The organism is Methylomonas sp. MgM2, assembly GCF_054172045.1.
In genome coordinates this window covers 23381-47955 of the sequence record NZ_JBSYXO010000025.1, presented here as the reverse complement: position 1 = coordinate 47955, position 24575 = coordinate 23381, and the positions used below count along the sequence as shown (strand labels likewise).

20 protein-coding genes and 1 riboswitch are annotated in these 24575 nt (G+C 51.5%); of the genes, 8 read left to right on the top strand and 12 right to left on the bottom strand.

The window, feature by feature from the left end; all coding sequences use genetic code 11:
• Positions 1-249: 249 nt before the first annotated feature.
• Both ACW73I_RS16860 and ACW73I_RS16855 read right to left on the bottom strand, forming a co-directional pair.
• On the bottom strand, positions 250-1017 hold the full coding sequence (locus ACW73I_RS16860) for a hypothetical protein (RefSeq protein WP_458030594.1): 768 nt from the start codon (positions 1015-1017) through the stop codon (positions 250-252).
• A 77-nt stretch (positions 1018-1094) separates the two neighbouring features.
• Positions 1095-2270 carry a hypothetical protein gene (locus tag ACW73I_RS16855; protein WP_458030593.1) on the bottom strand — a complete coding sequence of 392 codons (1176 nt, stop codon included), beginning with the start codon at positions 2268-2270 and terminating at the stop codon, positions 1095-1097.
• Between the two features lie 91 nt (positions 2271-2361).
• Positions 2362-2452: riboswitch (cyclic di-GMP riboswitch) on the bottom strand.
• A 444-nt stretch (positions 2453-2896) separates the two neighbouring features.
• Here ACW73I_RS16855 and ACW73I_RS16850 point away from each other — a divergent pair.
• Positions 2897-3187: a hypothetical protein gene (locus ACW73I_RS16850; protein WP_458030592.1), complete on the top strand. Its 291-nt coding sequence runs from the start codon at positions 2897-2899 to the stop codon at positions 3185-3187.
• Positions 3188-3230: 43 nt separating this feature from the next.
• Here the strand turns inward: ACW73I_RS16850 and ACW73I_RS16845 are convergent, their stop codons facing one another.
• Positions 3231-3608: a PilZ domain-containing protein gene (locus tag ACW73I_RS16845; RefSeq protein WP_458030591.1), complete on the bottom strand. Its 378-nt coding sequence runs from the start codon at positions 3606-3608 to the stop codon at positions 3231-3233.
• 4 nt (positions 3609-3612) lie between these two features.
• A complete protein-coding gene (locus ACW73I_RS16840; protein ID WP_458030590.1) occupies positions 3613-4257 on the bottom strand; it encodes an FHA domain-containing protein in 645 nt (214 codons plus the stop codon).
• Positions 4258-4509: 252 nt separating this feature from the next.
• On the opposite strand from ACW73I_RS16840, the gene pta reads away from it, so the two are divergent.
• The 5 genes from pta to ACW73I_RS16815 all read left to right on the top strand — a co-directional run bounded on the left by pta (position 4510) and on the right by ACW73I_RS16815 (position 9205).
• Positions 4510-6642 (top strand): phosphate acetyltransferase, encoded by a 2133-nt coding sequence (gene pta, locus ACW73I_RS16835; protein WP_458030589.1) that lies wholly within the window; start codon positions 4510-4512, stop codon positions 6640-6642.
• Complete coding sequence (locus ACW73I_RS16830; protein ID WP_458030588.1) at positions 6636-7172, top strand: DUF2380 domain-containing protein; 537 nt, start codon at positions 6636-6638, stop codon at positions 7170-7172. The genes pta and ACW73I_RS16830 overlap by 7 nt, the downstream gene beginning before the upstream one ends.
• Before the next feature lie 26 nt (positions 7173-7198).
• Entirely contained in the window at positions 7199-8392 is a 1194-nt protein-coding gene (locus ACW73I_RS16825) for an acetate/propionate family kinase (RefSeq protein WP_458030587.1), read from the top strand.
• 176 nt (positions 8393-8568) lie between these two features.
• A complete protein-coding gene (locus ACW73I_RS16820) occupies positions 8569-8724 on the top strand; it encodes a hypothetical protein (protein WP_458030586.1) in 156 nt (51 codons plus the stop codon).
• A gap of 280 nt (positions 8725-9004) precedes the next feature.
• Complete coding sequence (locus tag ACW73I_RS16815; protein ID WP_458030585.1) at positions 9005-9205, top strand: hypothetical protein; 201 nt, start codon at positions 9005-9007, stop codon at positions 9203-9205.
• Between the two features lie 190 nt (positions 9206-9395).
• On the opposite strand, the gene ACW73I_RS16810 is transcribed toward ACW73I_RS16815, so the two are convergent.
• The 7 genes from ACW73I_RS16810 to parC all read right to left on the bottom strand — a co-directional run bounded on the left by ACW73I_RS16810 (position 9396) and on the right by parC (position 19083).
• Positions 9396-10403, bottom strand: coding sequence for a hypothetical protein (locus tag ACW73I_RS16810; RefSeq protein WP_458030584.1), 1008 nt, complete (start codon positions 10401-10403; stop codon positions 9396-9398).
• Positions 10404-10581: 178 nt separating this feature from the next.
• Positions 10582-12975 carry a phosphoenolpyruvate synthase gene (gene ppsA, locus ACW73I_RS16805; protein WP_458030583.1) on the bottom strand — a complete coding sequence of 798 codons (2394 nt, stop codon included), beginning with the start codon at positions 12973-12975 and terminating at the stop codon, positions 10582-10584.
• Between the two features lie 197 nt (positions 12976-13172).
• Positions 13173-13769, bottom strand: a complete 597-nt coding sequence (locus tag ACW73I_RS16800; RefSeq protein ID WP_458030582.1) for a PqiC family protein — start codon at positions 13767-13769, stop codon at positions 13173-13175.
• Positions 13770-13780: 11 nt separating this feature from the next.
• Positions 13781-14806: an MlaD family protein gene (locus ACW73I_RS16795; protein ID WP_458030581.1), complete on the bottom strand. Its 1026-nt coding sequence runs from the start codon at positions 14804-14806 to the stop codon at positions 13781-13783.
• The gene (locus ACW73I_RS16790; RefSeq protein WP_458030580.1) at positions 14803-15591 is read right to left on the bottom strand and encodes an ABC transporter ATP-binding protein; all 789 of its coding nucleotides are present in this window, start codon (positions 15589-15591) and stop codon (positions 14803-14805) included. The genes ACW73I_RS16795 and ACW73I_RS16790 overlap by 4 nt, the downstream gene beginning before the upstream one ends.
• Positions 15592-15609: 18 nt before the next feature.
• Positions 15610-16767 (bottom strand): MlaE family ABC transporter permease, encoded by a 1158-nt coding sequence (locus ACW73I_RS16785; RefSeq protein WP_458030579.1) that lies wholly within the window; start codon positions 16765-16767, stop codon positions 15610-15612.
• Between the two features lie 78 nt (positions 16768-16845).
• Positions 16846-19083 (bottom strand): DNA topoisomerase IV subunit A, encoded by a 2238-nt coding sequence (parC, locus tag ACW73I_RS16780; protein WP_458030602.1) that lies wholly within the window; start codon positions 19081-19083, stop codon positions 16846-16848.
• 224 nt (positions 19084-19307) lie between these two features.
• Between parC and prsT the strand changes: the two genes are divergently transcribed.
• Both prsT and xdp1 read left to right on the top strand, forming a co-directional pair.
• Positions 19308-22130 carry an XrtA/PEP-CTERM system TPR-repeat protein PrsT gene (gene prsT, locus ACW73I_RS16775; protein WP_458030578.1) on the top strand — a complete coding sequence of 941 codons (2823 nt, stop codon included), beginning with the start codon at positions 19308-19310 and terminating at the stop codon, positions 22128-22130.
• Between the two features lie 588 nt (positions 22131-22718).
• Positions 22719-23579 carry an exosortase-dependent surface protein XDP1 gene (gene xdp1, locus ACW73I_RS16770; RefSeq protein ID WP_458030577.1) on the top strand — a complete coding sequence of 287 codons (861 nt, stop codon included), beginning with the start codon at positions 22719-22721 and terminating at the stop codon, positions 23577-23579.
• A 121-nt stretch (positions 23580-23700) separates the two neighbouring features.
• Here the strand turns inward: xdp1 and ACW73I_RS16765 are convergent, their stop codons facing one another.
• On the bottom strand, positions 23701-24057 hold the full coding sequence (locus ACW73I_RS16765; RefSeq protein ID WP_458030576.1) for a hypothetical protein: 357 nt from the start codon (positions 24055-24057) through the stop codon (positions 23701-23703).
• Positions 24058-24575 lie beyond the last annotated feature (518 nt).

The following is a 24575-nucleotide window of genomic DNA, read 5'->3' as shown; positions in this document are numbered from 1 at the left end:
ATGGCAATAGTCACTGGGGACGTGCCAAGTGAGGATGTCGGCAGCAAGAACGCTGCCGTCAAGCCCCCATGGAAGGGTTCACGCGTTCCTCATTCGGTATGCCCCAGGATTCGCACCGGCAAAACGGGAAGTTATTTTTGGCCAAATCCTTAATAGTAAAATCCAACCGCAGTGACATGGTAACAAACAAAAAACCCGAAGCGACGGTGAGCCGCATCGGGGTCAATTCAGGCAAAAAATCAGACTATGTTAAGCGCTTGCCCTGCGTCTTCGAGTGCCGACCCAACCGGCCAACGCACCGCCGAACAGCCATACCGCACCCGGCAAAGGCACCGGCGATGCTGCGGCGGCGATGGTAGCGGTATAAGCCAAATTAGCTCCGGCAACCGTCCCCTCGTAACCACCCAGAATCAGGGTATAGTCCCCCGCTTCCAGAAACAGGCTGAGCGTCGCCGTTTGACCCGCCCCCTGACCTGGCGCTACGGCCCATGAAGTCGGGCTATGCGCCGCCAAAGACGAGTCAAGCACCGATCCCATCGGGTTTAAAGCACCGTTGTTCAAATACGCTTGATGCCGCGAGCTGCCGGAATTGGTATCCCAGCCATCCCACAAACCAAAAGCAGGACGCAGATTGGAACCATCGGCTGTGACGCTAATCGTTACGTCAGCTGCATGTTGCAAATGAAATAGGCCGAAATCGGCAGAATGCGCCCAATTAGTGCCGCCATCCTTGTAGGATTTTGCCCCCATCCCGATAGTGAATCCCGCGTCCGCGGAGCTCGCTGTTTGCGAGTTTGCTACGCCGCCGGCGTTATGAATCATCGCCACCCAAGTGGCAGGCAAATTGCCGGTGTATCCGGGATCACCCTCGGTCCAAGGCCCGGCATTGGAACCGTCTGAATTGTCCGGCGCACCGTTGGTGTTATAGGTGACATGGGCGCTCACGGTTCCGGATGCCGTCAGCAAGGTGCCGATGACGCCCGCCAACGCCAATTTATTTAGATTAAGATAGGTCATGGATAAGTCCCCCCTTCAAATTTTTACACCAAAACAAATCGATTGCCGGCACCAGGGCCGGCAACCACACGTGGAAATTAAGCTACAACACTAGCTTTACGGCGCCCAAAGCCCATAAATCCAGCCAAAGCGCTTCCAAACAACCAGACGGCGCCAGGTACCGGTACCGGCGAGGTGGTGACTAGCACATCATAAGCAACGGCATCAGCTACATCGCCAGTACCACCATGTGCGCCAATCACCAGCGTATAAAAGCCATTGGTCTCATAACCAGGCGTACCGGTCGCCAGCCACTCGGACTGATTGAATATAAATGAATAAAACAGAGTGTCACCGACATTGCTCATGCTGGCTGTCCAGATGGCGTCGCCCAGGCTGGAACCTTGGAAACCGGAAGCGCCGAAAGTATCTAGTGCGTTGCGGTCAGACGTCAGGCTGGTGTCAACGTTGCGATACAAGGCCACGTCCAGCAAGCCATTATATTGGGCATAATCGCTATCGTTTTGGATAGTGATTGTGGTTAATACGTCACCATCACTCGCACAGTTGGCCTCTGCGGAATTGGCGCCACAGCTGATGTGAATCAAGCCATAATCCAGGCCTAAACTGGTTTCGGTGGAATTGCCGGCCACAGCTAAATAAGGATGATCGCCGTTCGCCGGCAGATCGACCATGGTGGTGCCCCAAGTGGCAGCGTTGGAACCGGTATTTTTGTCGTTATACGTTTTCCATAAACTGGAAGTATTGTTGGTACCCCAGTTTGTGCCGGCAGGGGCATTCAGCACCGTACCATTCGGCAGCGTCAAGCTGGTATTGTTTGCCGCTGTAGAACTCAATCCGCTCAACATATTACCTGTGTTGTCGGTTACACTCGAACCGGTAAAATGTTCACGCTTGGTCACGCCCAACGCTGTGCTGTGTTGGCCGGAATACCACATATAAGGCAGATTACCGGGAATTTCAGTAGCCGTGGTAGCGGCAGTGCCGGTACCGGGTATCAGGTTATTGACGCCAGGATTTAGCGGATCGTAGGTGTTTGTGCCATTTGCGATGCGGTTGGTGCCGTTGGAATTGGCGGATACGCCATCGGTGCCGTTGATGCTGTTGGCTATGCCGAAGCCAATCGCTGAATCGGCGGAACCTACAGCGCCAACACCGGTTAGATTGTAATACTGATGCGCATGGGCCGATGGTGTAATAGCCAGCGCTGCTGCGATGCCTGCTGCAATGCCAAGTAATTTGTTTTTCTTCATTTTCGATCCTCTTCACTGTTTAACGTATGATTAAATAGTGATGTCCCCAACGCAGGTGCTGACCTGGTTGCGGCCCTCTCCATCACAATCGAGAGGCGGCCCGGCTTTCTTGTTCATATTTATTACTGGCAAGAACCGTGGCTTTCCGGCCCCGCCTCGCGACGGGTGTGGCATGGTTTATTCGGTTAACTTCAACCTAGACCGTCCGTTGTCCGCCTCGTCCATTTCTGAGAAAACCGTAAAAAACCAATGAGTTATATCAATTTTCACACCAAAACCCAGTATAACAGTCAGAATCAATGAATTAAAATATCCTCTAATATGCTAAATACCCTATTTTTTTAATTAATCTATGTTATTTAATAAAAAATATTAAGTTATACGCCTTAATTAAGCTCAATAAGACAATTATCAGTCATCTAAACCGCTACCAAACCCTAACGTTATTTTTTTCGAAAATCCAAGCGAAAAGGGCACTACGGTTTAGGCCGTCCGCATACTATTAAGCCGATTTCTTAGGAAATTAATTGCAAAAATGAGAGCCGTTTATAAAATATCCCTGATAAAATGGCACCATATATGCTTTACAGCGAGCTAACTTTGAACTCATTACCAAGGGATGTTACATGCAAAAAGACAACAATATGCCTCTTTGGGTTTTTTTCGCTTTATCTAGCATAGAAACTCGAAAAGGCGCTTTGCTATTGATCTGGAGTAGCTTGCTATTCAGTTTGTATTGCATTCCATGGAGCATGTTCTTTTTAGATACGCCATGGATCGGCAAGCTTTTCTTAATCGATGATTGGGATTGGTTTGCAATGATGCTGCCGATGACGCTATGGTATTGGCTAAGCATGAAATGGGTGGATAGAAATCGAGGATGGAACGGCGAAACAGCGACACAGACGATCAAATAGCCTTTGTCGGAACAGCGAACGTTTTCCGTTTCTATCGATAAATTTACTTCTTCAATTTGCCCAAAGCCGAAAGTTCGCGTTCCAACATAACGCTAGCGCCCAAGTTGAGTTCCACCAACCGGCGCAAGCTGGTCATACTATCAATATCGATGCGGTTGCATTTGAATCCGATTTGCTTTCCTTGTCCGTGGGCAAATTGAAGTTGCATATTGATAAAAACTTTTTCCGATAAGCCAAGTATCAGCGTGTAAAAGTCGCCCGCCGATCCGGACCAAGGCCGTTCGAACTCCAATAGGCAGCCTTTCAGGCACATATCAATAATGCGACAAGGAAAGGTGAATTCATCGCCGACCAGGATCGCTTTTGCATTGTAAACAAACCGTTGGAAATTGCGTTTTTCTTCGAGCGCACATTCCGACACGGCATCACTCTTTGAAGAACTGCATCGGCGTGTTGTCGACCGTGATGACGTCATTATTTTGCAATAATACGGTTCTATCGCCTAAAGGTTGATAATTAAGTTTCAAGCCGTCATGTCCCTGTAGCGCGGATAGGTGATAACCATCCTTACGCCTGGAAATTACGATTACACCGGAGCCTTGATGTCCCAACCGGGTCATTGCTTTCTTAAGCGTCAGAATCCGTCCGATATGGGGGCCGTCCATAATTTGCAACTTCCCTTCTTGCTGTTTCGAAACGCTATCCAACTTTTCGTTCAGAGCTTGTAATTCCGGATCTTCGGCAGACCCCGCTTCAGACGGACCGGTTACTCCGATAAAAAACTCGGTTGCATTGTAAAGAATATAATGCTTACCGACGTTGATAACATCGTTATTTTGCAGACTCCATTGCTTAACCGGCTGATTGTTGACCAACAATGGAAACTTCTCGTTCAATTGCTTAATCATGCAGGCGCCATCCTTAATTACCGCAACAGCATGTACTGGTGCTACCGCCAAGCTATCCACCACTAACTCGTTGGTATCGTCACGCCCGATATGAACTACGCCGGAATCGTAAATACTCGAAAAGATGGGTTTATCTTTGAAATAAACGGTAAATTTTGCCATTGCTGTTTTCTAAAAGGCCCTGCGGCCGGGTTGTAGTATAGACGTAACGACCGGGTTGTAGTATAGACGTAATAGAGAAGCTTGCCGATTTATCGGCAACTAATTTCGGCCTGGAAACGCATTTTTGCGGCCCAATCGAAAACGCCATATCAATCTATGCTTAGGTTCGCAAATCCGACGATGGAACAAAGGCCGGATTTTGACGCAAACTTCCTGTAAATTCCGAGTAGCCAACATAACTAATCAGCAACGATGAATAATTCCCTTACCGAAACCGAGCAACAATCATTACTATCGCAGAATATTTACATCACAGGCACGGATCGTAACAGCGGCAAGTCAATCATTATGCTGGCGATGATGGAAATGCTAACCGGCTACGCGGGAAAAATCGGTTTTTTCAGGCCGATTATTCATTCCGGAGATAATAAAGACGACCTGATCGAATTTATTAGCTATCGTTATCCGCCTGATATCGGATATGAAGCCATGTATGGCTGCAAGAGCGATTACGCTCGCGAGCTAGTAGCCAATGATCAGTACGACGAATTACATAAGATCATTCTAGGCAAATATCGAGAGCTGAAATCACAATGCGACTTTGTGTTGTGTATCGGTTCCGATTACCGCCATGGCGACTCGATTTTTGAGTTTAATTTCAACGTCGAAGTCGCGAACAATCTCGATTGTCAAATGATGCCGGTCATGCATGGAGCCGATCAAGACAATATACAAATCTTGAATAACCTGGCCCACGTAAAGCATATCTTGAACGAACATGATAGCGACGTGTTGGCGCTAGTCATAAACGGCGTCGAGTCCAAACAGATCGAGCCCCTACGCGCCATGTTAAGCCATCATGGCGAATTTCCGATTTTTGTTGTCCCTATCGAATTGTCCTTGGAGAAGCCTTCGATGGGCAACATTGCCCAGGCCTTGCATGCAAAAATGTTCTCCAGCGACAAAAAAGCATTGGGCCGGGAAATTTACCAATACAAAGTCGCTGCGATGCTGGTTCCCGATTTTCTCGACTACCTGGAAACCGGAGATTTGATCATCACGCCCGGTGACCGGTCCGATATCATTCTGGCCTGCCTGATGGCCTACCACTCGGTCAACTATCCCCAGATTTCAGGCCTATTGCTGACCGGCAATCAAGAACCCAGCCGTCAAGTACAAGCGCTGATCGACGGGCTGGGTGATTTACCATTCGCCGTTCTTGGAGTGGAGTCCGACACTTTCACGACCGCCATGCGAGTCAACCAAATTCCCGCGCGTTTACATTCGGCCGACGATCGAAAAATAGCCAAAGCACTCGGCTTGGTGGAAAGTAACATCGATATGAACGAACTGCGTCAGCGTCTGCGCAGTCACGTCACCCACAAAATGACGCCATTGATGTTCGAATACGACCTATTACAACGGGCCAAGGCTAAAAAACAACATATTGTGCTACCGGAAGGGGCCGAAGAACGCATTCTGCGCGCAGCAGAAATTTTACTATTACGCGATGTGGTCAAAATTACGCTTCTGGGCAATGAAGCCGAAATACGCCAAAAGATCCAGTCTTTGGCGCTAAAATTAACCGATGTGGAAATTATCGATCCGGTGACATCGGAACTACGTCCATTATTTGCCCAAGCCTATTATGAAGCCCGCAGGCATAAAAATATCGTCTATGCAACGGCCTTCGATTTGATGGCCGATGTCAGTTATTTCGGCACATTGATGATACACCTCGGCTTTGCTAATGGAATGGTTTCCGGCGCGGTACATTCCACTCAACATACGATTCGGCCTGCATTTGAAATTATCAAAACCAAACCGGGAGCATCGATTGTTTCCAGCGTGTTTTTCATGTGCTTGGAAGACCAGGTTCTAGTCTATGGCGACTGCGCGGTCAATCCCAACCCGAGCGCACAAGAATTAGCCGATATTGCGATTAATTCGGCCGATACCGCGAAGAGTTTCAACATCGAACCAAGAGTAGCCATGTTATCTTATTCCACCGGCGATTCAGGAAAGGGCGAAGCAGTGGATAAAGTTCGCGAAGCGGTTACCATCGCAAAACGTCTGCGCCCGGACTTAAAACTGGAAGGCCCCATGCAATACGATGCGGCGGTTGATTTCGGCGTCGCCCAGACCAAGCTACCGGGCAGCGAAGTAGCGGGACATGCCACCGTGTTTATCTTTCCCGATCTCAACACCGGAAACAATACTTATAAAGCGGTACAGCGCTCGTCGGGCGCGATCGCGGTCGGCCCGATTTTACAAGGCCTGAATAAACCGGTTAACGATCTCAGCCGCGGCTGTACCGTGCCCGATATCGTCAATACCGTCATCATGACCGCCATTCAAGCGCAGGAGAACAACGCCTCGTGCTAAGCCGCTTACTGCTTGCCTGTGCGCTCACACTATCGGCTGACGTCGGCCACGCTGCGTCGCGTATTGCGATATTGGATTTCGAACTCAAGGACCTGACCCTGGCACCCGGAATACCCGCCGAAATCAAACGTACCGCATCGATCAAACCCTTGTTGGAAAGTGAATTACGTTCGGCGGGTTACCAAATCATTGATATTCCGGCGGACGCGCAGCAAGCCGCAAATAGCGGAGTCGGTTATTTGTTCGACCATGCCGACGCCGCAGCGGAACTGGGCAAATCATACGGGGCGGACTATGTAGTGGCGGGGCGCCTACATAAACCCAGCTTTTTATTCGCTTATTTGATGGCCAACCTCGTGCGCGTCGGCGATAGTCATTGGATGGCGCGCATCGTCACCGAGTCGAAAGGCCCCAATGCGGAACTAGTGATCAAAGCGGTTGAAAGCTTAGCGGATAAAATCGACGATCTGCTGGAAAACCGCTACGAGCCGCCGCCTCCGAATCGCAATAAGCAAAACAACCCAAACTAATCCATAAACGAGAGCAAGCGACCATCATGAAAATTCTCGTGCTAAACGCCGGCAGTTCTTCGATAAAGTACAGTCTATTTGCAATGAGCGATCACAGTAATTTGCTAAGCGGCATCATCGAGCGCATCGGTGAATTACAAGGTTTGCATCGTTATCGCCTTGCCGGTTCGGAAAGGCTGACGATCGAAAAAGTCTTCGACACCCACCAACAAGCCCTGCGGGAAATATTTGCGCTGCTGTCGGAAACCAACGTCATACAAGACGGAGAACTGGCCTGCATCGGCCACAGAGTGGTTCATGGCGGCGAATATTTCAAAGAACCCACGCTGATCGACAACGGTGTCACCGAACAAATCGCCGCGCTTATCCCCTTGGCGCCACTACATAATCCGGCCAACCTGCTCGGGATTAAAGAATCCTTGCGACAAATGGGCGACGTTCCGCAAGTCGCCGTATTCGACACGGCCTTCCACCAAAGCCTGCCGAACTACGCCTACCGCTATGCCCTACCCGAAAAACTTTATCGCGAACACGGCGTGCGCCGTTACGGTTTTCACGGCACGTCACATCACTATGTGGCCAAACAGGCGGCTCGATTTCTTGGCAAAGCACCGGACCAAGTCAATTTGATTACCTTGCACTTGGGTAATGGCGCCAGTGTCGCCGCAGTCGAAAACGGCCGCAGCGTGGATACATCGATGGGCATGACACCGCTGGAAGGCTTGATGATGGGCACCCGCTGCGGGGACATCGATCCGGCCTTACATTTTTATTTGAGCCGCACGCTAGACCTGTCGATGGATGCCATCGAGAACATGCTGAACAAAGACAGCGGTTGCAAAGGTATTTGCGGCGAAAACGACATGCGCGCGATACACCAGATGACAGACAATGGAGACCAATCGGCAAAATTGGCCTTAGCGATGTACGCCTACCGCATCAAAAAATACATCGGCGCTTACTTCGCCGTGCTGGGTCGCGTCGACGCCCTGGTATTCACCGGCGGCATAGGCGAAAACGACGATTGGCTACGCGAACATTGCTGCGCCGGCTTATCGGGAATGGGCATAGCGATCGACTATGAAAAAAACCAAGCCCCCGCTCATCCATGCGGGGCTATCCATTGCGACGCGTCGCCGGTCGCGGTCCTGGTCATCAACACTCAAGAGGAGTTGGAAATCGCCATTCAGGCCGAAACCTGCCTGAAAAAAACCGCCTAAACAAGGCGGCTGCCTCATTGCCAGCTCCGACAGATTAGTGTGATTCGGTCTCGTTAGCCGGATTTCGGCCGCGTATGGCAATTCGCTAAGAAGTCATCTGAGCCGTAATCCGGACGAGGCCTGATATACTTTTTTAAGATATACACGCCGTTGCTAAAGACAGGACAAGACTCGCCATGACTAGTCTCGATCTCGAAAGCAATAGCCGCCCCGGCAAGAACGTTGAGCGCCAGACCGATGAATTCCTCTCGGAGATCGTGCAACGCGACAAAGCGGCATTAGCCCAAGCGTTCTGCTCGACGATGAGGAAGCTGCGCGTTTCCTGTTCGTGAAAACCGTCGAGTCAAAGCTGAAACCCGGGCTGGCGGTATGGCTCGAACGGCTGTTTGGTTTCACCGGCGATGAAGAATTAAGGACTGTCTTGACCATGCAACGGCATGTTGGCGAAGTACAGTAAACGCTCAGCAAACCCCATCTACCCGGCGCGGCTCAGTCGTGTAGGGTGGGCACGGTTTTCGTGCCCACGCGGAACTAACGATATCGCTTTCGAGGAGATATGCGAAGCCTTCGTCCAGTCGCACGAGCGCGGCGCGCACGGACGAAGCCTTCCGCATGTTTTCGGCGGCCAACAATCTATCCTTGGAACGCGAGCGCCAACTCGACGCCTTGCTGGAATGGGAAATTCGCGTGCTCCGCAGCACCTCGCTTCATCGGGGCTACTTGCTTGCAAACCGGTTGACCAGAGCGGCCCGACAAAACGCCGCGATTGTAATAATCGAATCTAAAACCATGCGTCCGATTACGCTGGGCTAATCGGACCTACGGCCCTGGAAAAACAATTACCGATTTGCACAAATTGCGAAGATCAAGTTCACGTGATGGCATAAAAGGTAACACCTGCATTCCAATGAGCTTTTAATTGTCATAAGTCAATTAAAAGGCCGCAGATTTGATGAGGTTTGTGATACTTTCATTAATGAAGAGCCGAACCGTTAGCGTTCTACTATCGCATACTGGCTTGATTCGCCTCGATCATAACTGTTTGGCCGTCTATGGTTTCGATGTGATATGTTCCATTTGGTGTATAGGTGGTGCCGACCACTTCGCCATCTTGGCTTTTGGTGAGATAAAGTCTGTAAAACTGCGATTCGTCGTCCATTACGCCGACCCAGCTCAGTGTGCCGTCATCCAAAGCGACCATGCTTTCCCGTTTAACATTGAATGTTCCTACCGGCAAGTCCACCATCATGTTGCCGCCCTCCGGCAGGTTAGATAGCTCTTCCGTCGGAACGGCGATATCAGTGATTATTCTGTCGTCGAAAACATCTTCTGGCGGATATGGTTCTGGATCGGAGATAGGGGTCGTGGGTTTCATACCTCCTTTATACCCTGAAATAAAGATAGTTTTGATCGCCTTGCCATCCTTTATCGTCATATAGTTATAGCTTTGCAGCAACTGGTCTAATGCGCTATGCCAATCGGGTGCTATCAATTTTTTGTTGATGATATCGTTTTCAACTGGGGTATCAAACTTAAAACGTATGCCGGTTTGATCCGCAATCTCGCCAACCACATCGGAAAGCGTTTGATTTTTAAAAGCAATAGAGATTTTTTGGGATTCAATTGATGAAGCTGCGGCAACGGCATGTCCGCGCACATTAGCCGCGTAAACGTTTGATGTCATCGTCAGGCAAAACGTCAATATCACAGCCGCTTTACGGCGATTATGAAGAAAGTCCGTTGTACTATATTGTCGTCTGGCGTCTTCTTTGAGATAAATGCCGTAGGCGCTACAAATTGACTTTAAGGCGCGATATGCCTGGGAGTCGATATCGCTTAATTCCTTTTGACAAATCAACGAGGCCTTGCCATTGATGAGGCATGGCTGTAAATAATTGGTTTTTGGAAAAGCTTGATACCAGTGTCTTAGCGCCGTTGCAAGATGCTGTAAGTTAAGCGCGGGTCTAATAACGTCGTGGTAAACACTTTCTATAACGTCAATTTGAGTCATGGCCGGTTACTTGTAAGTTTTGTCTATTTCATGCTTGCCTTGCGAGTGAGCTATCGATACTAATTTGGAAACGATTGGATTGGTCTTATTGGAAGAACAGTCGCAGCCGGACATTCAACCTGTCTCGAACACGCTTACTTCTGCACGCGCTGCAAGACATGCCTCAATCTCGCACAAGTCAGCGACCCAGCCTCTTTTCCAGCTCTAAGATTCGCTGAGTGGTCTTCAGCACGGTGTCCGGATTCAGGCTCATCGAGTCGATGCCGATTTCCACCAGATATTCGGCCATTTCCGGATAATCGGACGGGGCCTGGCCGCACAGGCCGGAATGCCGTCCATTGCGGCGGGCGCCGTCGACCGCCATCTTGATCATTTGCTTGACGCCGGGGTCGCGCTCGTCGAAGTCCGCCGCGACGATTTCGGAATCGCGGTCCACGCCCAAAGTCAGTTGGGTCAGGTCGTTGGAGCCGATCGAGAAGCCGTCGAACAGCTCGGCAAAGGCGTCGATGCTGATCACGTTGTTCGGTATTTCGCACATCACGTAGATTTCCAGGCCGTTCTCGCCGCGCTGCAAGCCGCAGCTAGCCATGTAATCCAGCACCTTCTTGGCCTCTTCGACCCGGCGGCAGAACGGAATCATCAGCACCACGTTGCTCAAACCCATTTGCTCGCGCACGCGCTTCATCGCCGCGCATTCCAGCGCGAAGCCTTCGGCGTAGGCCGGGTGCACGTAGCGCGAGGCGCCGCGGAAGCCTATCATCGGATTGGCTTCGTCGCGCTCGAACCAGCGCCCGCCCAGCAAAGTGGCATATTCGTTGGTCTTGAAGTCGGACATGCGCACTACCACCGGCTTGGGATAAAACGCGGCGGCGATGGTGCCGACGCCTTCGGCCAGGCGTTCAATGAAAAAATCCTCCGGCCTTTCGTAGGCTTGGGTCAAGGCCTGCAATTGTTGCAGCTCTTCGGCATCGGCGACTTTCTCGGGATGGATCAGGGCCATGGGATGGGCCTTGATGTATTCGGTGATGATGAATTCCATGCGAGCCAGGCCGACGCCGTCGTTGGGTAAAAAACTGTGCTTGAAGGCCAGTTCCGGATTGCCCAGGTTCAGCATGATCTTGGTCTTGGGCCGCTGCATGTGGGATAAATCGGTTTGCAGCACCTGGTAATCCAGGCGGCCGGCGTAGACCTTGCCGACATCGCCTTCGGCGCAACTGACGGTCACCAGCGCGCCGTTTTCGATGGCATCGGTGGCGTTCCCGCAACCGATCACCGCAGGCACGCCCAATTCGCGGGCGATGATGGCCGCGTGGCAGGTGCGCCCGCCCCGGTTTGTGACGATGGCGGCGGCCATTTTCATGACCGGCTCCCAATCCGGCGTGGTCATGTCGGCCACCAGCACTTCGCCCGGCTTGAAACTGGACAGATTCGCTACGTTGGTAATCACCCGGGCATTGCCGACCGCGATTTTGCTGCCGACCGCACGCCCCTTGCTGAGGACTTCGCCCGTCTGCTTGAGTTCGTATTGCTCCAACACGCTGCCGCTGCGTTGCGATGCGACGGTCTCCGGCCTGGCTTGCACGATGTACAAACGCCCGTCCAAACCGTCCTTGGCCCACTCCATATCCATAGGCCGAGCATAATGATTTTCGATTTTCAAGGCGTAATCGGCCAAGGTCAGCACGTCTTCGTCGCTGATGCAGAATTGGCCGCGTTCGCCGTTCGAGGTGGCGACGTTGCGAATCGGCTCGCGGGTACGGCCGTCGCTGTAAACCATTTTGATTTTCTTGGCTCCCAGACTGCGCCGCAACACCGCCCGGTAACCGGCGGCAAAGGTCGGCTTGTGCACGTAGAACTCGTCGGGATCGACCGCGCCTTGCACCACGTTCTCGCCCAAACCGTAGGCGGCGGTGATGAATACCGCGTCGTTGAAACCGGATTCGGTGTCCAACGAAAACATCACGCCGCTGGCGGCCAAATCCGATCTGACCATTTTCATCACGCCGATGGACAAGCCGATCTTGAAATGGTCGAAGCCTTGATCGATGCGGTAATGAATCGCCCTGTCGGTGAACAAGCTGGCGAAGCAGCGCTTGCAGGCGTCCAACAGGGATTGTCCGCCGCGGATGTTCAGGTAGGTATCCTGCTGGCCGGCGAAACTGGCGGTCGGCAAATCTTCCGCCGTCGCCGAGCTGCGTACCGCCACGGTCAAATTGTCGCCGTATTCCTGATTCAACTCGGTAAAAGCCGCCAGAATTTGCTGCTGCAAATCGTCCGGCAACGGCGCCGAATAAACCAAGTCGCGCGCCTGCTGAGCCCGCCGCGCAAGATCGGCGACATCGTCCGGATCGACCGCGTCCAGCAGTTCGTGCAAGCGTGGCCACGCGTCCGCATTGTCCAGCAAATAATGATAGGCTTCGGCGGTGATCGCAAAACCGTTCGGGACGATGACGCCCTGCCCGGCCAGTTCTCTATACATCTCGCCCAAGGACGCGTTCTTACCCCCGACTAGCGGGATATCATTGATGGTGAGTTCCTTAAACCAACGGATATAGGAATCGGATGTAGACATGCTGCGCTCCTTGGCTTGTTATTATCTGAACGGCTAAACGCAGTGTAGCAATGATGCCAATCATTTTGTAAAAAAAGCTCTCCGAACCCGGTGTGCCGGCGGACATCGAACTCGCCCGGTTAGACGAACTAAAGCGAACCGCGCTGTCCGCTAAATCCGGCTTTACAAAATCATGGCCTTTGCCATGTCGAATCGTATCAGCTAACGCTCAGCACCTTTAAGGCGGTTGCGATATCTCGGCTCAACTGGTTCAGGCATTGATTCAAGGCCTCCACCTCAGCCGGGACGTCGTCCTTATCGGCTGGCAGCTTATAGGTTTGCTGGCGGCTCAACAAGGTTTCATCGCCCTTGCTGATTTGCCATTGCGCCGACAGAACCGCCTGCTCCGCCGAATCGATATGAAACTCGAGTATGGTAACGACCAAACGCATCTTGGAACCGCGTTCGTGGCGCGACACCACCACGTCGGCCGGCACCATATCGCTCAAATTTTGCAACACGACGCGGGTCATGTTGTCGTCCAAACCCTCGGCCCAGCGATGCAACTCGTCGAGCCGATAAGTGTTTTTTCCGGTTGCGGTGACGATTTGGGCTCTGTCCAAATAACGCGGAATTCGGATCGGCGCCAGCGAAATCGCCGGTTTGTTTGGGGCGGCGACTGCGGCTTGGTTAATGCCTACCGGTGCGGGCTCGAGTAAATAAAACTGCGAAGGCGGCGTTGTTCCGATACATGCGCTCTGGGATATCAACAAAACGAATAAGAATAAACGCGCAACAGTCTGTGAAGTGCTCATCTCTACCCTCTTTAATTTTCTTTTCCGGACAACAATGCTTCGGGGTGACGTTCCAGATAGTCGCCCAAATCGCGAACGGCGCGTGCCGCTTGTTCTACGGCCTCTAAAGTATCGGTCAAAGCCGATTCGGGGCCAACCGCGTCGTCGATGTGCCGTAAGGAGTCTTCCGCTGTTTTCAACGCGGAAGTCGCGGCGTTTAGTGTTCCATCGGTATGCTTTAGTAAGGACGGCAGTTGCTTTCTGAGATCTTGAATCATACCTTGGGCATCTTGAATCAACCGATTGGTATCAACCACGGTTTCATCGGTGCTTTTTAGCAACGGCCCGAGGTTTTTGTTCAGGGTTTTGGCCGCCTTATCCAGTTCCACCAAGGTGTTTGCCAGCGCCTTACGCGATCTTTTTACGTCTTCGGATACCAATAATTCCTTCACTTCATGCAAGCTATCGGCAAAATCCTTTACGATTTGGTCCAACGGCATCGCGCGCAGCTTATTCATGAAATCTTCGGCGGTATTCTTGAGTTCATCGGTCGTAGTCGGCACGCCTGGAATTTCGAGTAAGTCGTCGTGGGTCAACCCGGCGAACGACGGCGGTTTATCCGGGTAGAAGTTGAGATCGACATAGAGCAGCCCGGTTAACAAGCTCTGCATTTCCAGCCTGGCGCGCATACCCAATTTGACCAGGCGGTCCCGCCCTTTTTCCAGCTGTTCACGACTGGGCGACTTGGGCAGTTCTTGTCCGCTGAAATCGAGAAAACTGCTGCGGTCTATCTCCAATACCACCGGCTTATACAGCTTGCCGCGCTTGGAATCGACCTGTAACGAGATTTCCGTCACCTGACCGATCTTGACGCCTTGCATCTTGACGGGCGCGCCGATTTCCAAACCGTTCAGCGACGAATCGAAATACACTACGTACTTGACTTTGTCGGCACGGAATTCTTGCCCTATCCCGAATACCAGCAATGCCAACACCAACAGTGTCAATGCGCCGATAGTGAAACCGCCGATGAGAGCGGGACTGACGGGTTTACTCATAATGACGCAACTCCTTTTTGAGCAGGTTTATCGACATGGCCCTCGCCTCGAGTCAAAAATTGTATGATTCTGGGATCGTTGGATTCGTCCAGCAATTTTTTGGGAGAGCCGGTTGCCAGCATGGTTTTAGTCTCCGGGTCCAGAAATACCGAATTAGTACCAATCGCAAAGATACTGGCCAATTCATGCGTCACGACGACGATGGTCGTTCCCAAGGTTTCACACAAGCTGATAATCAGATCGTCCAGTAGACGCGCACTGATCGGGTCCAAACCGGCGGAAGGCTCGTCGAAATATAGGATTTCCGGATCCAAGGCCATGGCTCTGGCCAAGCCGGCCCGTTTCTGCATACCGCCGCTAAGCTGTGCCGGATAATAATCGTCAAACCCGGCCAATCCGACCAAGGCCAATTTGTAAGACACCATATCGGCTATCTCCGAGCGCCCCATGTTGGTAAATTCCCCCAACGGCAACGCTATATTTTCCGCCAAAGTCATCGAGCTGAACAAAGCACCGCTTTGATAGAGCACGCCGATCTTGCGCATGATCTTTACGCGCTGCTCTGCGTCCGACTTCCAAAAATTTTCCGAACCGTAATAGACATCGCCCTTCGCAGGACGCTGCAAACCGATCAAATGCCGCAGCAAAGTACTTTTGCCGCAACCGCTACCGCCCATCACGATGAACACGTCGCCGCGATCTATCGTGAAAGTCAGATCCCGCTGGATCACGAAATCGCCGTAGGCCATTGTCAATTGGTTCACGCTAATATGAGCTTGCGCCATGGAATGTCCCGCTCCCGATTAAATCTTCAAGCGATCGCAAATCAAGGTAATCACCGAGTCGGATATCACCAGATAAACGATACTGTCCACAACGGCCGCCGTCGCCGCATCGCCGACGGCCGAAGCACTGCGGCCGCATTGCATGCCGCGCATGCAGCCGGCCACCGCGATCAATACCGCAAACACGACGCTTTTGAAAAAACCGACGCTGAAATCGGTCAAATCCACCGCCTTTTTAATTTCGTTGTAATACTGGATAAAGGTCACGTCAAAGGCGCTGGCACTGACTATGGCGCCGCCTAAAATACCCATCAAATCGGCATACATCGTTAGCAAGGGCATCATGACGATCAGCGCCAGCATTCTAGGCAGCACCAAAAATTCCATAGGAGAAATCCCCATGGTCCTCAGCGCATCGATCTCGCTATTGACATTCATCGTGCCCAATTGGGCCGCGTAAGCCGCACCGGTGCGGCCCGACATGATGATCGCCGTCATCAGCGGCCCCATTTCTCGCACAGTGCCCAGGGCCACCAAGTCGGCGATGTAAATCTGCGCACCGAACATCGCCAGCTGCAAGGCGCCGACGAAAGCCAGAATCAAACCGACCAACAAACTGATCAAAGACACGATCGGAAAACCGTTCGGACCGGCGTCTTGGATGAAAATCATCAAATCGATCCAACGAAAACGGGCCTGGCCGCGTAATAAAGTCCCGATAGCCAGCACGACTTCACCGGTGAACAGGATTAAGGCGTGACCGTCTTTAATGAGTTCAAGCGTCCAATTACCGATTTTCACCAGCAAAGAAGCCCGTTCTTCGGTGCGCCTGGCACCGGCACGTTCCGGTACCGCCCGCGCCAGTTTCAGCAAGCCCTGCACGCCTTCCGGCAATTCGCTGCAATCCAGGTCTATGGATTTTTCAGCGCAATACTCGGCGATTTTCAGCAAATAGCTAGGCAAACGGCTATCCCAAGCCTCAAGCGCATCCGCCTTGACCGCGATGCGTTGGGGCTGTTTTTGGCTCAACTCGTCGATCACCTGCTCTATGGGCTTGACCGCCGCATTGCGCACCCAATGTCCGCTGACCGTCACCAGCCCGGATGCGTCGGGATTCGTTTCGACTATTATGGTACCGACGACGTTTTGCGTTTCGGTACTTAGCTCATCACTCATAACGCTTTCTCCCAGCAAAGCTTCGTTGATCATTTCCCAGTAAGTACCTAAGAGAATTATTATCCGATTGAGATGACATCAGAATGACACGCACTCCAGCGCGTCGACTTTTTGAAAGCCTCTGGGCAATGCCGTTCCCCGATTTGCCCGGTTACCGCTGTACTGTTCGATATCAACGCTTTTTAATGTAACGTAGCGTTTTCCGGAAATTACTTTCAATTCGCCGCCGTTTGGCAATGCCGCAATCGCCGCTACGGCATCTTTGCCCGACGTGACATCGGCGCCCGGAATCTGAATCAGCTTATTACCCTTGCCTTTAGCCAACTCCGGCAAATCGTGCGCCGGGAAGATCAACAAACGCCCTTGCAAGGTCGCGACCGCCAACAAATCAAAGCCCTGCGGAACCGGTACCGGCGTCACCACCTTAGCGCCCTGCGGTAGACTCAGCACGGCCTTGCCGGCTTTGTTCTTGCTGAACAGTTCTTTCAATTGCACTCTGAAGCCGTAGCCGGCATTGCTGCACATCAGCACCCAGTCGTCCGGCTGGCCGCTGAATACGTCGGTGAACAGGCTGCCCGGCGGCGGATTCAAGCGGCCGGTCAAAGGCTCGCCCTGGCTGCGCGCCGACGGCAAATCGTGGGTGGTGATCGTATAAACCCGGCCGGTCGAATCGAGCACGTAGGCCGGCAGCGTGGTGCGGCCCTTGGCGGCGGACAAGTAGCCGTCGCCGGCCCGGTAGTTCAAGCTCTCCACCTCGATGTCGTAACCCTTGGCCGCGCGTATCCAGCCTTTTTGCGACATGATGATGGTCACGGGCTCGTTGGCGATCAGTTCGGCGGTATCCATCGCTTGCGCCGCGCCTCGCTCGACGATAGGCGAACGCCTGTCGTCGCCGTATTTTTCCGCATCGCGCTCGATTTCCTTGCGGATCAAGCGGTTCAGCAAACGTTCGGAACCCAAGGTTTTTTCCAGGGCCTGTCGCTCTTGTTCCAGTTCATCCTGTTCGCCGCGGATCTTCATTTCTTCCAGCTTGGCCAGATGACGCAGTTTCAATTCCAGCACCGCTTCCGCCTGCACGTCGGTCAAGCCGAAGCGTTCCATCAACACTGGTTTCGGATGATCTTCGTTGCGGATGATCGCAATCACCTCGTCGATATTGAGGTAGGCGATCAACAGACCTTCCAGGATATGCAGGCGCGCCAGCACTTTGTCCAGGCGATATTGCAGACGGCGGCGCACGGTTTCGGTACGAAAGTGTAGCCACTCCGTCAAAATCTGTTTCAAATTTTTGACCTGCGGCTTGCCGTTCAGGCCTATCATGTTCAAGTTGACCCGGTAATTTTTTTCCAGATCGGTGGTGGCGAACAAATGCGACATCACCGCTTCGGCGTCGATGCGCTTGGTTCTGGGGATAATCAACAAGCGGGTCGGGTTTTCGTGATCGGATTCGTCGCGCAAGTCTTCTATCATCGGCAGTTTCTTCGCCAACATTTGTGCGGCGATCTGCTCCATCAACTTGGCGCCGGACACCTGATACGGCAACGCGCTGATGACGATGTTGCCGTCTTCCAGCTCGAATTTCGCCCGCATTTTGACCGAACCGTTGCCGGTGGCGTACAGTCTTTCGATATCGGCGGCGGAAGAAATAATCTCGGCGTCGGTCGGATAATCAGGGCCTTTGACATGATTCAATAATCCCTCTAACGGCGTTTCCGGATCATCCAGCAACTGTAAACAGGCAGCGGCGACTTCGCGCAGATTATGCGGCGGGATGTCGGTGGCCATGCCCACCGCGATGCCCATCGTGCCGTTCAGCAGCACGTTGGGCAAGCGCGCCGGCAGCAGACTGGGTTCTTTTAAGGTGCCGTCGAAATTGTCCGCCCAATCGACCGTGCCCTGCCCCAATTCGCTGAGCAAGGTTTGCGCATAGGCGGTCAGGCGCGATTCGGTATAACGCATGGCCGCAAACGATTTGGGATCGTCGGGCGAACCCCAGTTGCCTTGGCCGTCGATCAGAGGATAACGGTAGGAAAAATCCTGCGCCATCAACACCATGGCTTCGTAACAGGCCGAATCGCCGTGCGGATGGTATTTACCCAGCACGTCGCCGACGGTGCGCGCGGATTTTTTGTATTTGGCCAGCGCCGTCAGTCCCAGCTCGGACATCGCATACACGATGCGGCGCTGAACCGGTTTCAGGCCGTCGCCGATATGCGGCAAGGCTCTATCCAAAATCACATACATGGAATAATCCAAGTAGGCTTTTTCGGTAAATTCTTTTAGCGGGAGTTGTTCGAAATTTTCCTGGGCACCCATATATTGGTTTGAACGTTCGGTTGACATGAAAAGAAGCGGCGGCGATCGCCGGAAGCCGCTGAATCTCGAATTGAAGAAACGGCAGACTTCGGCAGCGCGCTCTGCTGGCGTGTAGTTTAACACCACTGGGAAGCGGCGCATGAGTTTACCGCTTCGGCGAAAACCTATTTTTCAACGCGCTTTGAGACTATGCTATAGGGCGACCATTACTCTTTTTTGCCGATATGCCTAAAATTGCGACTTACTATCCAAGCTCGAAAATGTTGCTCGGCCTAGCCTTGATTGCGGCAATGCAGCAAACGCCCTACTGCCTCGCCGACGATAATCTCGCCGGCCAATATTATGAAGACGCCTTAGTCGCTTACCGAAAACAAGAATACGACGACGCCATCATTCAGTTGCAAAACGCTTTGCAGCTGAATAGCAAGTATATCGCAGCGCATATACTGCTCGGAGAGCTATATTTACAAAAAAAATCGCTGTCGGCAGCCGAAGTTCATATTCTTAAAGCCAATGAATTGGGCGCCGACCGCTCGCTGACCGTAAAACTCCTCGCCCAACTATATCTCTACGAAATCAAATATTCTCGGTTATTGAAAGAGATAGATCCCAAGCAATATCAACCCTATTTACAGCCCGATCTATATGTGTTTCGAGGCCATGCTTTTCTTCAACTCAATCGCATCGGCGAGGCTTTGAACGAATACGATATGGCGGCCCGTCTCGATCCGGAACGCGTCGACGCCATCATCGGCCGCGCCAATGCTTTAATCCGGCGTGGAGATTTGAACGGCGCGGACCTGGCGGCCGACAAAGCCATGGCGGTGCAAGCGAACAATGCCGGCACCTGGTACGTCAAAGGCTCGATTAAACACGCTCAAACCGATCTGGAAAACGCAATCAAAGACTACGACCGTGCCATCGCGTTGCAACCCGATTATTCGGACGCACGCATCGCCCGGGCCGGCGCACTGATGGATTTAAAACAAGATGAACGGGCCGAAGAGGATTTGAAATATCTGCGCGAACATTACCCTTTCGACCCCAAGGCCGCCTACCTTCACGCAGTATTGTTGGAACGCAACGGCCAAAAGGAAGCCTCGATAAAGGAATTGGAAGCGGCGTCCGACATTGTCATCAAAGTGAAACCGGAATATCTAAGCCAGCACAGCCAAACCTTGATGCTTTCCGCTTTGATCAATTATAGTTTGAACCGCTTCGATTTGGCGGCCGAATATTTACGCCAATATATCAAACACTATCCGTCGCATCTCGGCCCTTACAAACTGTTGGCGACCATACTGTTGAAACGGAACGAAGCGGATCAGGTCATCGATCTATTGAAACCGCTAGCCGCGCGAAATCCGAATGACCATCGCCTGCTGTTTTTGCTGGGCTCCGCCTATATGGATGTAGGCAAGCACGATCAAGCCAATGCATTATTGGAAAAGGTTTCGGCCGCGGACAACATCAATGAAAATCTGCATACCGAATTAGGCTTGAACCGCCTGGCTATCGGCCAAGAGGACCAAGCGATAGAGGAGTTGGAGTCAGCGATCGAATCCGATCCCGGTAATGCCCAGGCCGGCATCCCGTTGGTGGCGATTTACGTCAAGAACGGCGAAGCCGAGAAGGCGCTTCAAATCGCCGAGCGCCTGTATCAGCAATCGCCCAAAAATCTGACCCTGCTGAATCTGCTTGGAACGACACAGGTCGCCACGAGGAATCTGAAACAAGCACGCCTCAGCTTCGAAAAAGCGGTCGAAATCGACCCGTCTTTCATTACCGCGCACCTCAATCTAAGTAAATTGGACGTCGCCGAAAACAAAGCGGATCAGGCCAAAAGCCGCTTGATCAAGCTTAATCAACAATTTCCGGAAAACATCCCCGTTTTGTTGGAACTGTCGACCATCGATCAAGCTTCCGGCAATTACGATGAGGCAAAACAATGGCTGGATAAGGCCTTTAGAATCGACCAGAAATCAATGCCGGTATTACTGGCTCAAATCGACTTGATGCTCAAAATGCGCAGAGGGTCGGAAGCTTTGCAAATCGCGCAGACAGCCGAATTGATCGACCGCTACGACGAGCGATTGATGCCGGCCCTCGCCCGCTGTTATTTGGCCACCGACAACCGGGAAAAGGCGATTGGCGTCTATCGGCGCATGGTGGAGCAGGCTCGTTTCAACGTCCGTAAAATTTATACGGCAGCCCTTTATCAGATCGATATCGGCGATTACTACAACGCGATCAAAACCTTGAAAAAAGCCGTTTTAGCCGACAAAAAACACATACCGTCTCAAATTGCCTTAACCGAAATGGAGCTCTATCACGGCGAACCGGTATTTGCTCGCAACCGAGCCAAAGATCTCCTCGAACAATACCCGGACCGCGCTTTCCCGTATCGCTTGCTCGGCGATATTGCGATGAAGGACGGAGATTTCGGCTTGGCCGCCTCGCGTTATCAAAGCGCCTTCCAGCGCGAACCGAACGCGAACTTGATGATGAAACTTTACCAAAGCCTTAATCAGTCCGGACAAAACGACCGCGCTTTCGATCTGCTGGAACAATGGATCAAAAATCACCCGAAAGACCACGCGCCGCTTATGGCCTTAGCGGAAGAGCTGCTGCAACGGAGTAAAACATCGCAAGCGCAAAAACACTACGAGTTTTTGCTAAGCCAATATCCGGACGACCCACGGATTTTGAATAATTTAGCTTATATCTACTTCGAGAGCGGCAACGATAACGCCCTAGCATACGCCGAAAAGGCCCGAAAACTAGCCCCCGAACAAGTATCAACCAACGACACCTTAGGCTGGATATTGGTCAACACCGGCAAAGTCGAAGAGGGCTTGCATTATTTGCGTAACGCGCAATCCCGCATGGCACAAAATCCCGAAGTCCGATATCACATCGCCGTCGCTCTGAACAAACTGCAACGCAAAGAAGAAGCGAAACTTGAACTCGAACAGGCATTAAAATCGAACGTCCCCTTCAACGGTTCGGAGCAAGCAAAAGCCTTATTGCAACAGCTGGAAAATTAAATCGACTGCGCCTGATACAATCACTGTGTTCGAAGAATGCAATCGGTTCTACCGACCAGTGTTTCTGAAGCGCTTCCGATTAAATCCTGCATGACCGACAACAACGACCCAAGCCTGTATTCGATCAATGATTAACCGTCAAAGCCTCCTTTACGCAGGACTTTCGCCCTCATCACGCGGCAAAGGCCGTTCTCTGCCAAAAATGACAGGCCGGCTCTGGCAAATTCGTCAGAACTGTCAGCTAATTCTCCGAAACCACGCAGATAGAAATCCAAGCAGACCGATCATTCGGGCTCAACCTTGAAGCACCGTTGATTCGGAGGTTAGTACTTTCAACACGGCCTAAGTCAAATATCGCATGCTTGGCCGGCCCTTAAGTGTTTGAGTAGCCGGTATTTTTCGGAAAAGTCGACGACTGAGTCTTTCGCCAATTTGCGGAATAAAGCAAACTTTAATAACAAATTATGGCACAGTCTATGCTGGTTCACGACAACGACACGCACTAAAGGAATCGCGCTAACGTAATTCGCGGCGGAAATTCCCTAGAATTTAACAAGAAAAAACAACGTTTCAAACGAAGGACATGTCATGACTAGGCTTCATTTCTTATTATTGGCGGTTGCTTTGACCCCTATTCAAGCCAACGCAACCTTGAGCTGGACATTCTCCGGTTCTGGCGGAGTCTTTACAACGAAAACCTTTACCGGTAGCGATAACAAGACGGTAACCGTTAACGCCTATTCGACCACGAATGACGTACCCCCCGATCCAAATAACTACTATGACCCGAACAATACCTTAGGCGATAAATTCGAAACGGCGAAATTTGGCGTTTGGAATGGAATAGGCGTGTACGATAAAGACGGCAGTTATGACACTACCGACTCTCCTCATCATGCGTTTGACAACGACGGCGGCACCAATAACGCGCCGGACGAATTTCCGGACGGCGACGTTGACGCAGCAGTATTTAAATTCGATCAAGACACCACATTGACAAGTATTTCGATAGGTTGGAAATATTCCGATGCCGACCTTTCCGTATTGGCCTACACAGGAAACGATGATCCATTAGCCAGCATTACCGATTACACCTTTTCCGATCTGCTAACACACGGTTGGACTTTAGTTGGCAATTACGCCAACCTTGTCACTTCCGGCGCCAGGGCCATCAATAGCGCTCAAATTTCGTCTAGCTATTGGTTAATCAGCGCCTACACCAGTTGCGCAAACGGCACGGAAAGCAATTCAACCAAATGCATCGAGGATGCGTCCAATAGCGGGTTAGACTTCGGCAACGACTATTTCAAAATTTCGGGCTTGACCGGAGAAATCGGACAACCTCCTCAAGGAAATACCGGCAGCGTGCCGGAGCCGTCAAGCTTGTGGTTGCTGGCCGGCGGCTTAATGGGCTGGCGACTGAATCGCCGGAAGGGTTTTCTCGCTTGAACCCGATAAAAACCGCATAGGATAAAATATCTAACCGTCTTTCCGGTCATCGGAAAGGCGGTATTTGTCATTTCTGCAATTTCCTTCGCGTTTCAGCCGGTTAGAAAAGGCACCCGCAAATCTATTGCGGTTCTTTTTTGATGCGCCTCAGCGTAATCGAAACCAAACCATCGCCTTTAACCAGCGTATCTTCATCAATAATCTTCCAGGCTTCTTCGCTGTCGTCTTCTTTTTTAAGAATCAAATATTTCTGACTGCCGGAATCGCGCACGAAAATATTCTTATATTGTGTGCGTATGCCGTTCGAGTCGACATAGTTCGGCCCGATGACGATGGTATTTGTTCCTGCTATTTGTGTAATCGCATTTAGAAACTCGACCGACGAACCGGTTTGTTCAGTGTATTCGCCTTCGAATCCGTGCCCGCAGCCCATTAAAATTGCCGCCAAGCCCATTATCCACAGTTGTTTTAGCTTCATATTTTCTCCTGTTTTAATGGGGATTTTCGGTAATTTTGGGGTTTAGTGCAATTGAGTGGGTAGATTTATTTATGTTTTGGGGGAGGTGTTGAGTCGCTATCGCGGTATTTCAAAGTCGGCTCTCGGACCGACAACCGAGATTCTTTCGTTACGAAAACCATCCTTGGTTTTCTCCCTGCGGGTCAGCCGTTGGCTGTTCAACCTAAATTCGGCAGTTGAAGCTATTTGAATGATGTAAATCGCTGTATTCATTGAGAACAACGGTTTTTTCACACTCACCAAAATGGTGACGCTTTCAACTGCTCCGCAGTTGAATTCAGTACTTTAAAATCATATGGTTAGCAGATTTCAACCTAATTGAACTGCTCTTTTTAGGTTCAAAGAAAAGCACCCAAAAGAAACGATACCAGCTAGTGCTATGTTCGACTCACGGGCGCATTTAAACAGCAACCGATGGTTCCGGCAAAACTTGGCACGTGCAAAATTTCTTTAAAGCGGCCGGGCAATTATTCACTTCA

Coding starts and splice junctions, on each gene's coding strand:
- ACW73I_RS16825 (WP_458030587.1), top strand. CDS start 7,199: ATGAAAATTCTCGTGCTAAACGCCGGCAGTTCTTCGATAAAGTACAGT.
- ACW73I_RS16820 (WP_458030586.1), top strand. CDS start 8,569: ATGACTAGTCTCGATCTCGAAAGCAATAGCCGCCCCGGCAAGAACGTT.
- ACW73I_RS16785 (WP_458030579.1), bottom strand. CDS start 16,767: ATGAGTGATGAGCTAAGTACCGAAACGCAAAACGTCGTCGGTACCATA.
- ACW73I_RS16850 (WP_458030592.1), top strand. CDS start 2,897: ATGCAAAAAGACAACAATATGCCTCTTTGGGTTTTTTTCGCTTTATCT.
- ACW73I_RS16765 (WP_458030576.1), bottom strand. CDS start 24,057: ATGAAGCTAAAACAACTGTGGATAATGGGCTTGGCGGCAATTTTAATG.
- ACW73I_RS16810 (WP_458030584.1), bottom strand. CDS start 10,403: ATGACTCAAATTGACGTTATAGAAAGTGTTTACCACGACGTTATTAGA.
- xdp1 (WP_458030577.1), top strand. CDS start 22,719: ATGACTAGGCTTCATTTCTTATTATTGGCGGTTGCTTTGACCCCTATT.
- ACW73I_RS16795 (WP_458030581.1), bottom strand. CDS start 14,806: ATGAGTAAACCCGTCAGTCCCGCTCTCATCGGCGGTTTCACTATCGGC.
- ACW73I_RS16840 (WP_458030590.1), bottom strand. CDS start 4,257: ATGGCAAAATTTACCGTTTATTTCAAAGATAAACCCATCTTTTCGAGT.
- ACW73I_RS16815 (WP_458030585.1), top strand. CDS start 9,005: ATGTTTTCGGCGGCCAACAATCTATCCTTGGAACGCGAGCGCCAACTC.
- ACW73I_RS16860 (WP_458030594.1), bottom strand. CDS start 1,017: ATGACCTATCTTAATCTAAATAAATTGGCGTTGGCGGGCGTCATCGGC.
- ppsA (WP_458030583.1), bottom strand. CDS start 12,975: ATGTCTACATCCGATTCCTATATCCGTTGGTTTAAGGAACTCACCATC.
- ACW73I_RS16855 (WP_458030593.1), bottom strand. CDS start 2,270: ATGAAGAAAAACAAATTACTTGGCATTGCAGCAGGCATCGCAGCAGCG.
- ACW73I_RS16800 (WP_458030582.1), bottom strand. CDS start 13,769: ATGAGCACTTCACAGACTGTTGCGCGTTTATTCTTATTCGTTTTGTTG.
- prsT (WP_458030578.1), top strand. CDS start 19,308: ATGCCTAAAATTGCGACTTACTATCCAAGCTCGAAAATGTTGCTCGGC.
- ACW73I_RS16790 (WP_458030580.1), bottom strand. CDS start 15,591: ATGGCGCAAGCTCATATTAGCGTGAACCAATTGACAATGGCCTACGGC.
- parC (WP_458030602.1), bottom strand. CDS start 19,083: ATGGGTGCCCAGGAAAATTTCGAACAACTCCCGCTAAAAGAATTTACC.
- pta (WP_458030589.1), top strand. CDS start 4,510: ATGAATAATTCCCTTACCGAAACCGAGCAACAATCATTACTATCGCAG.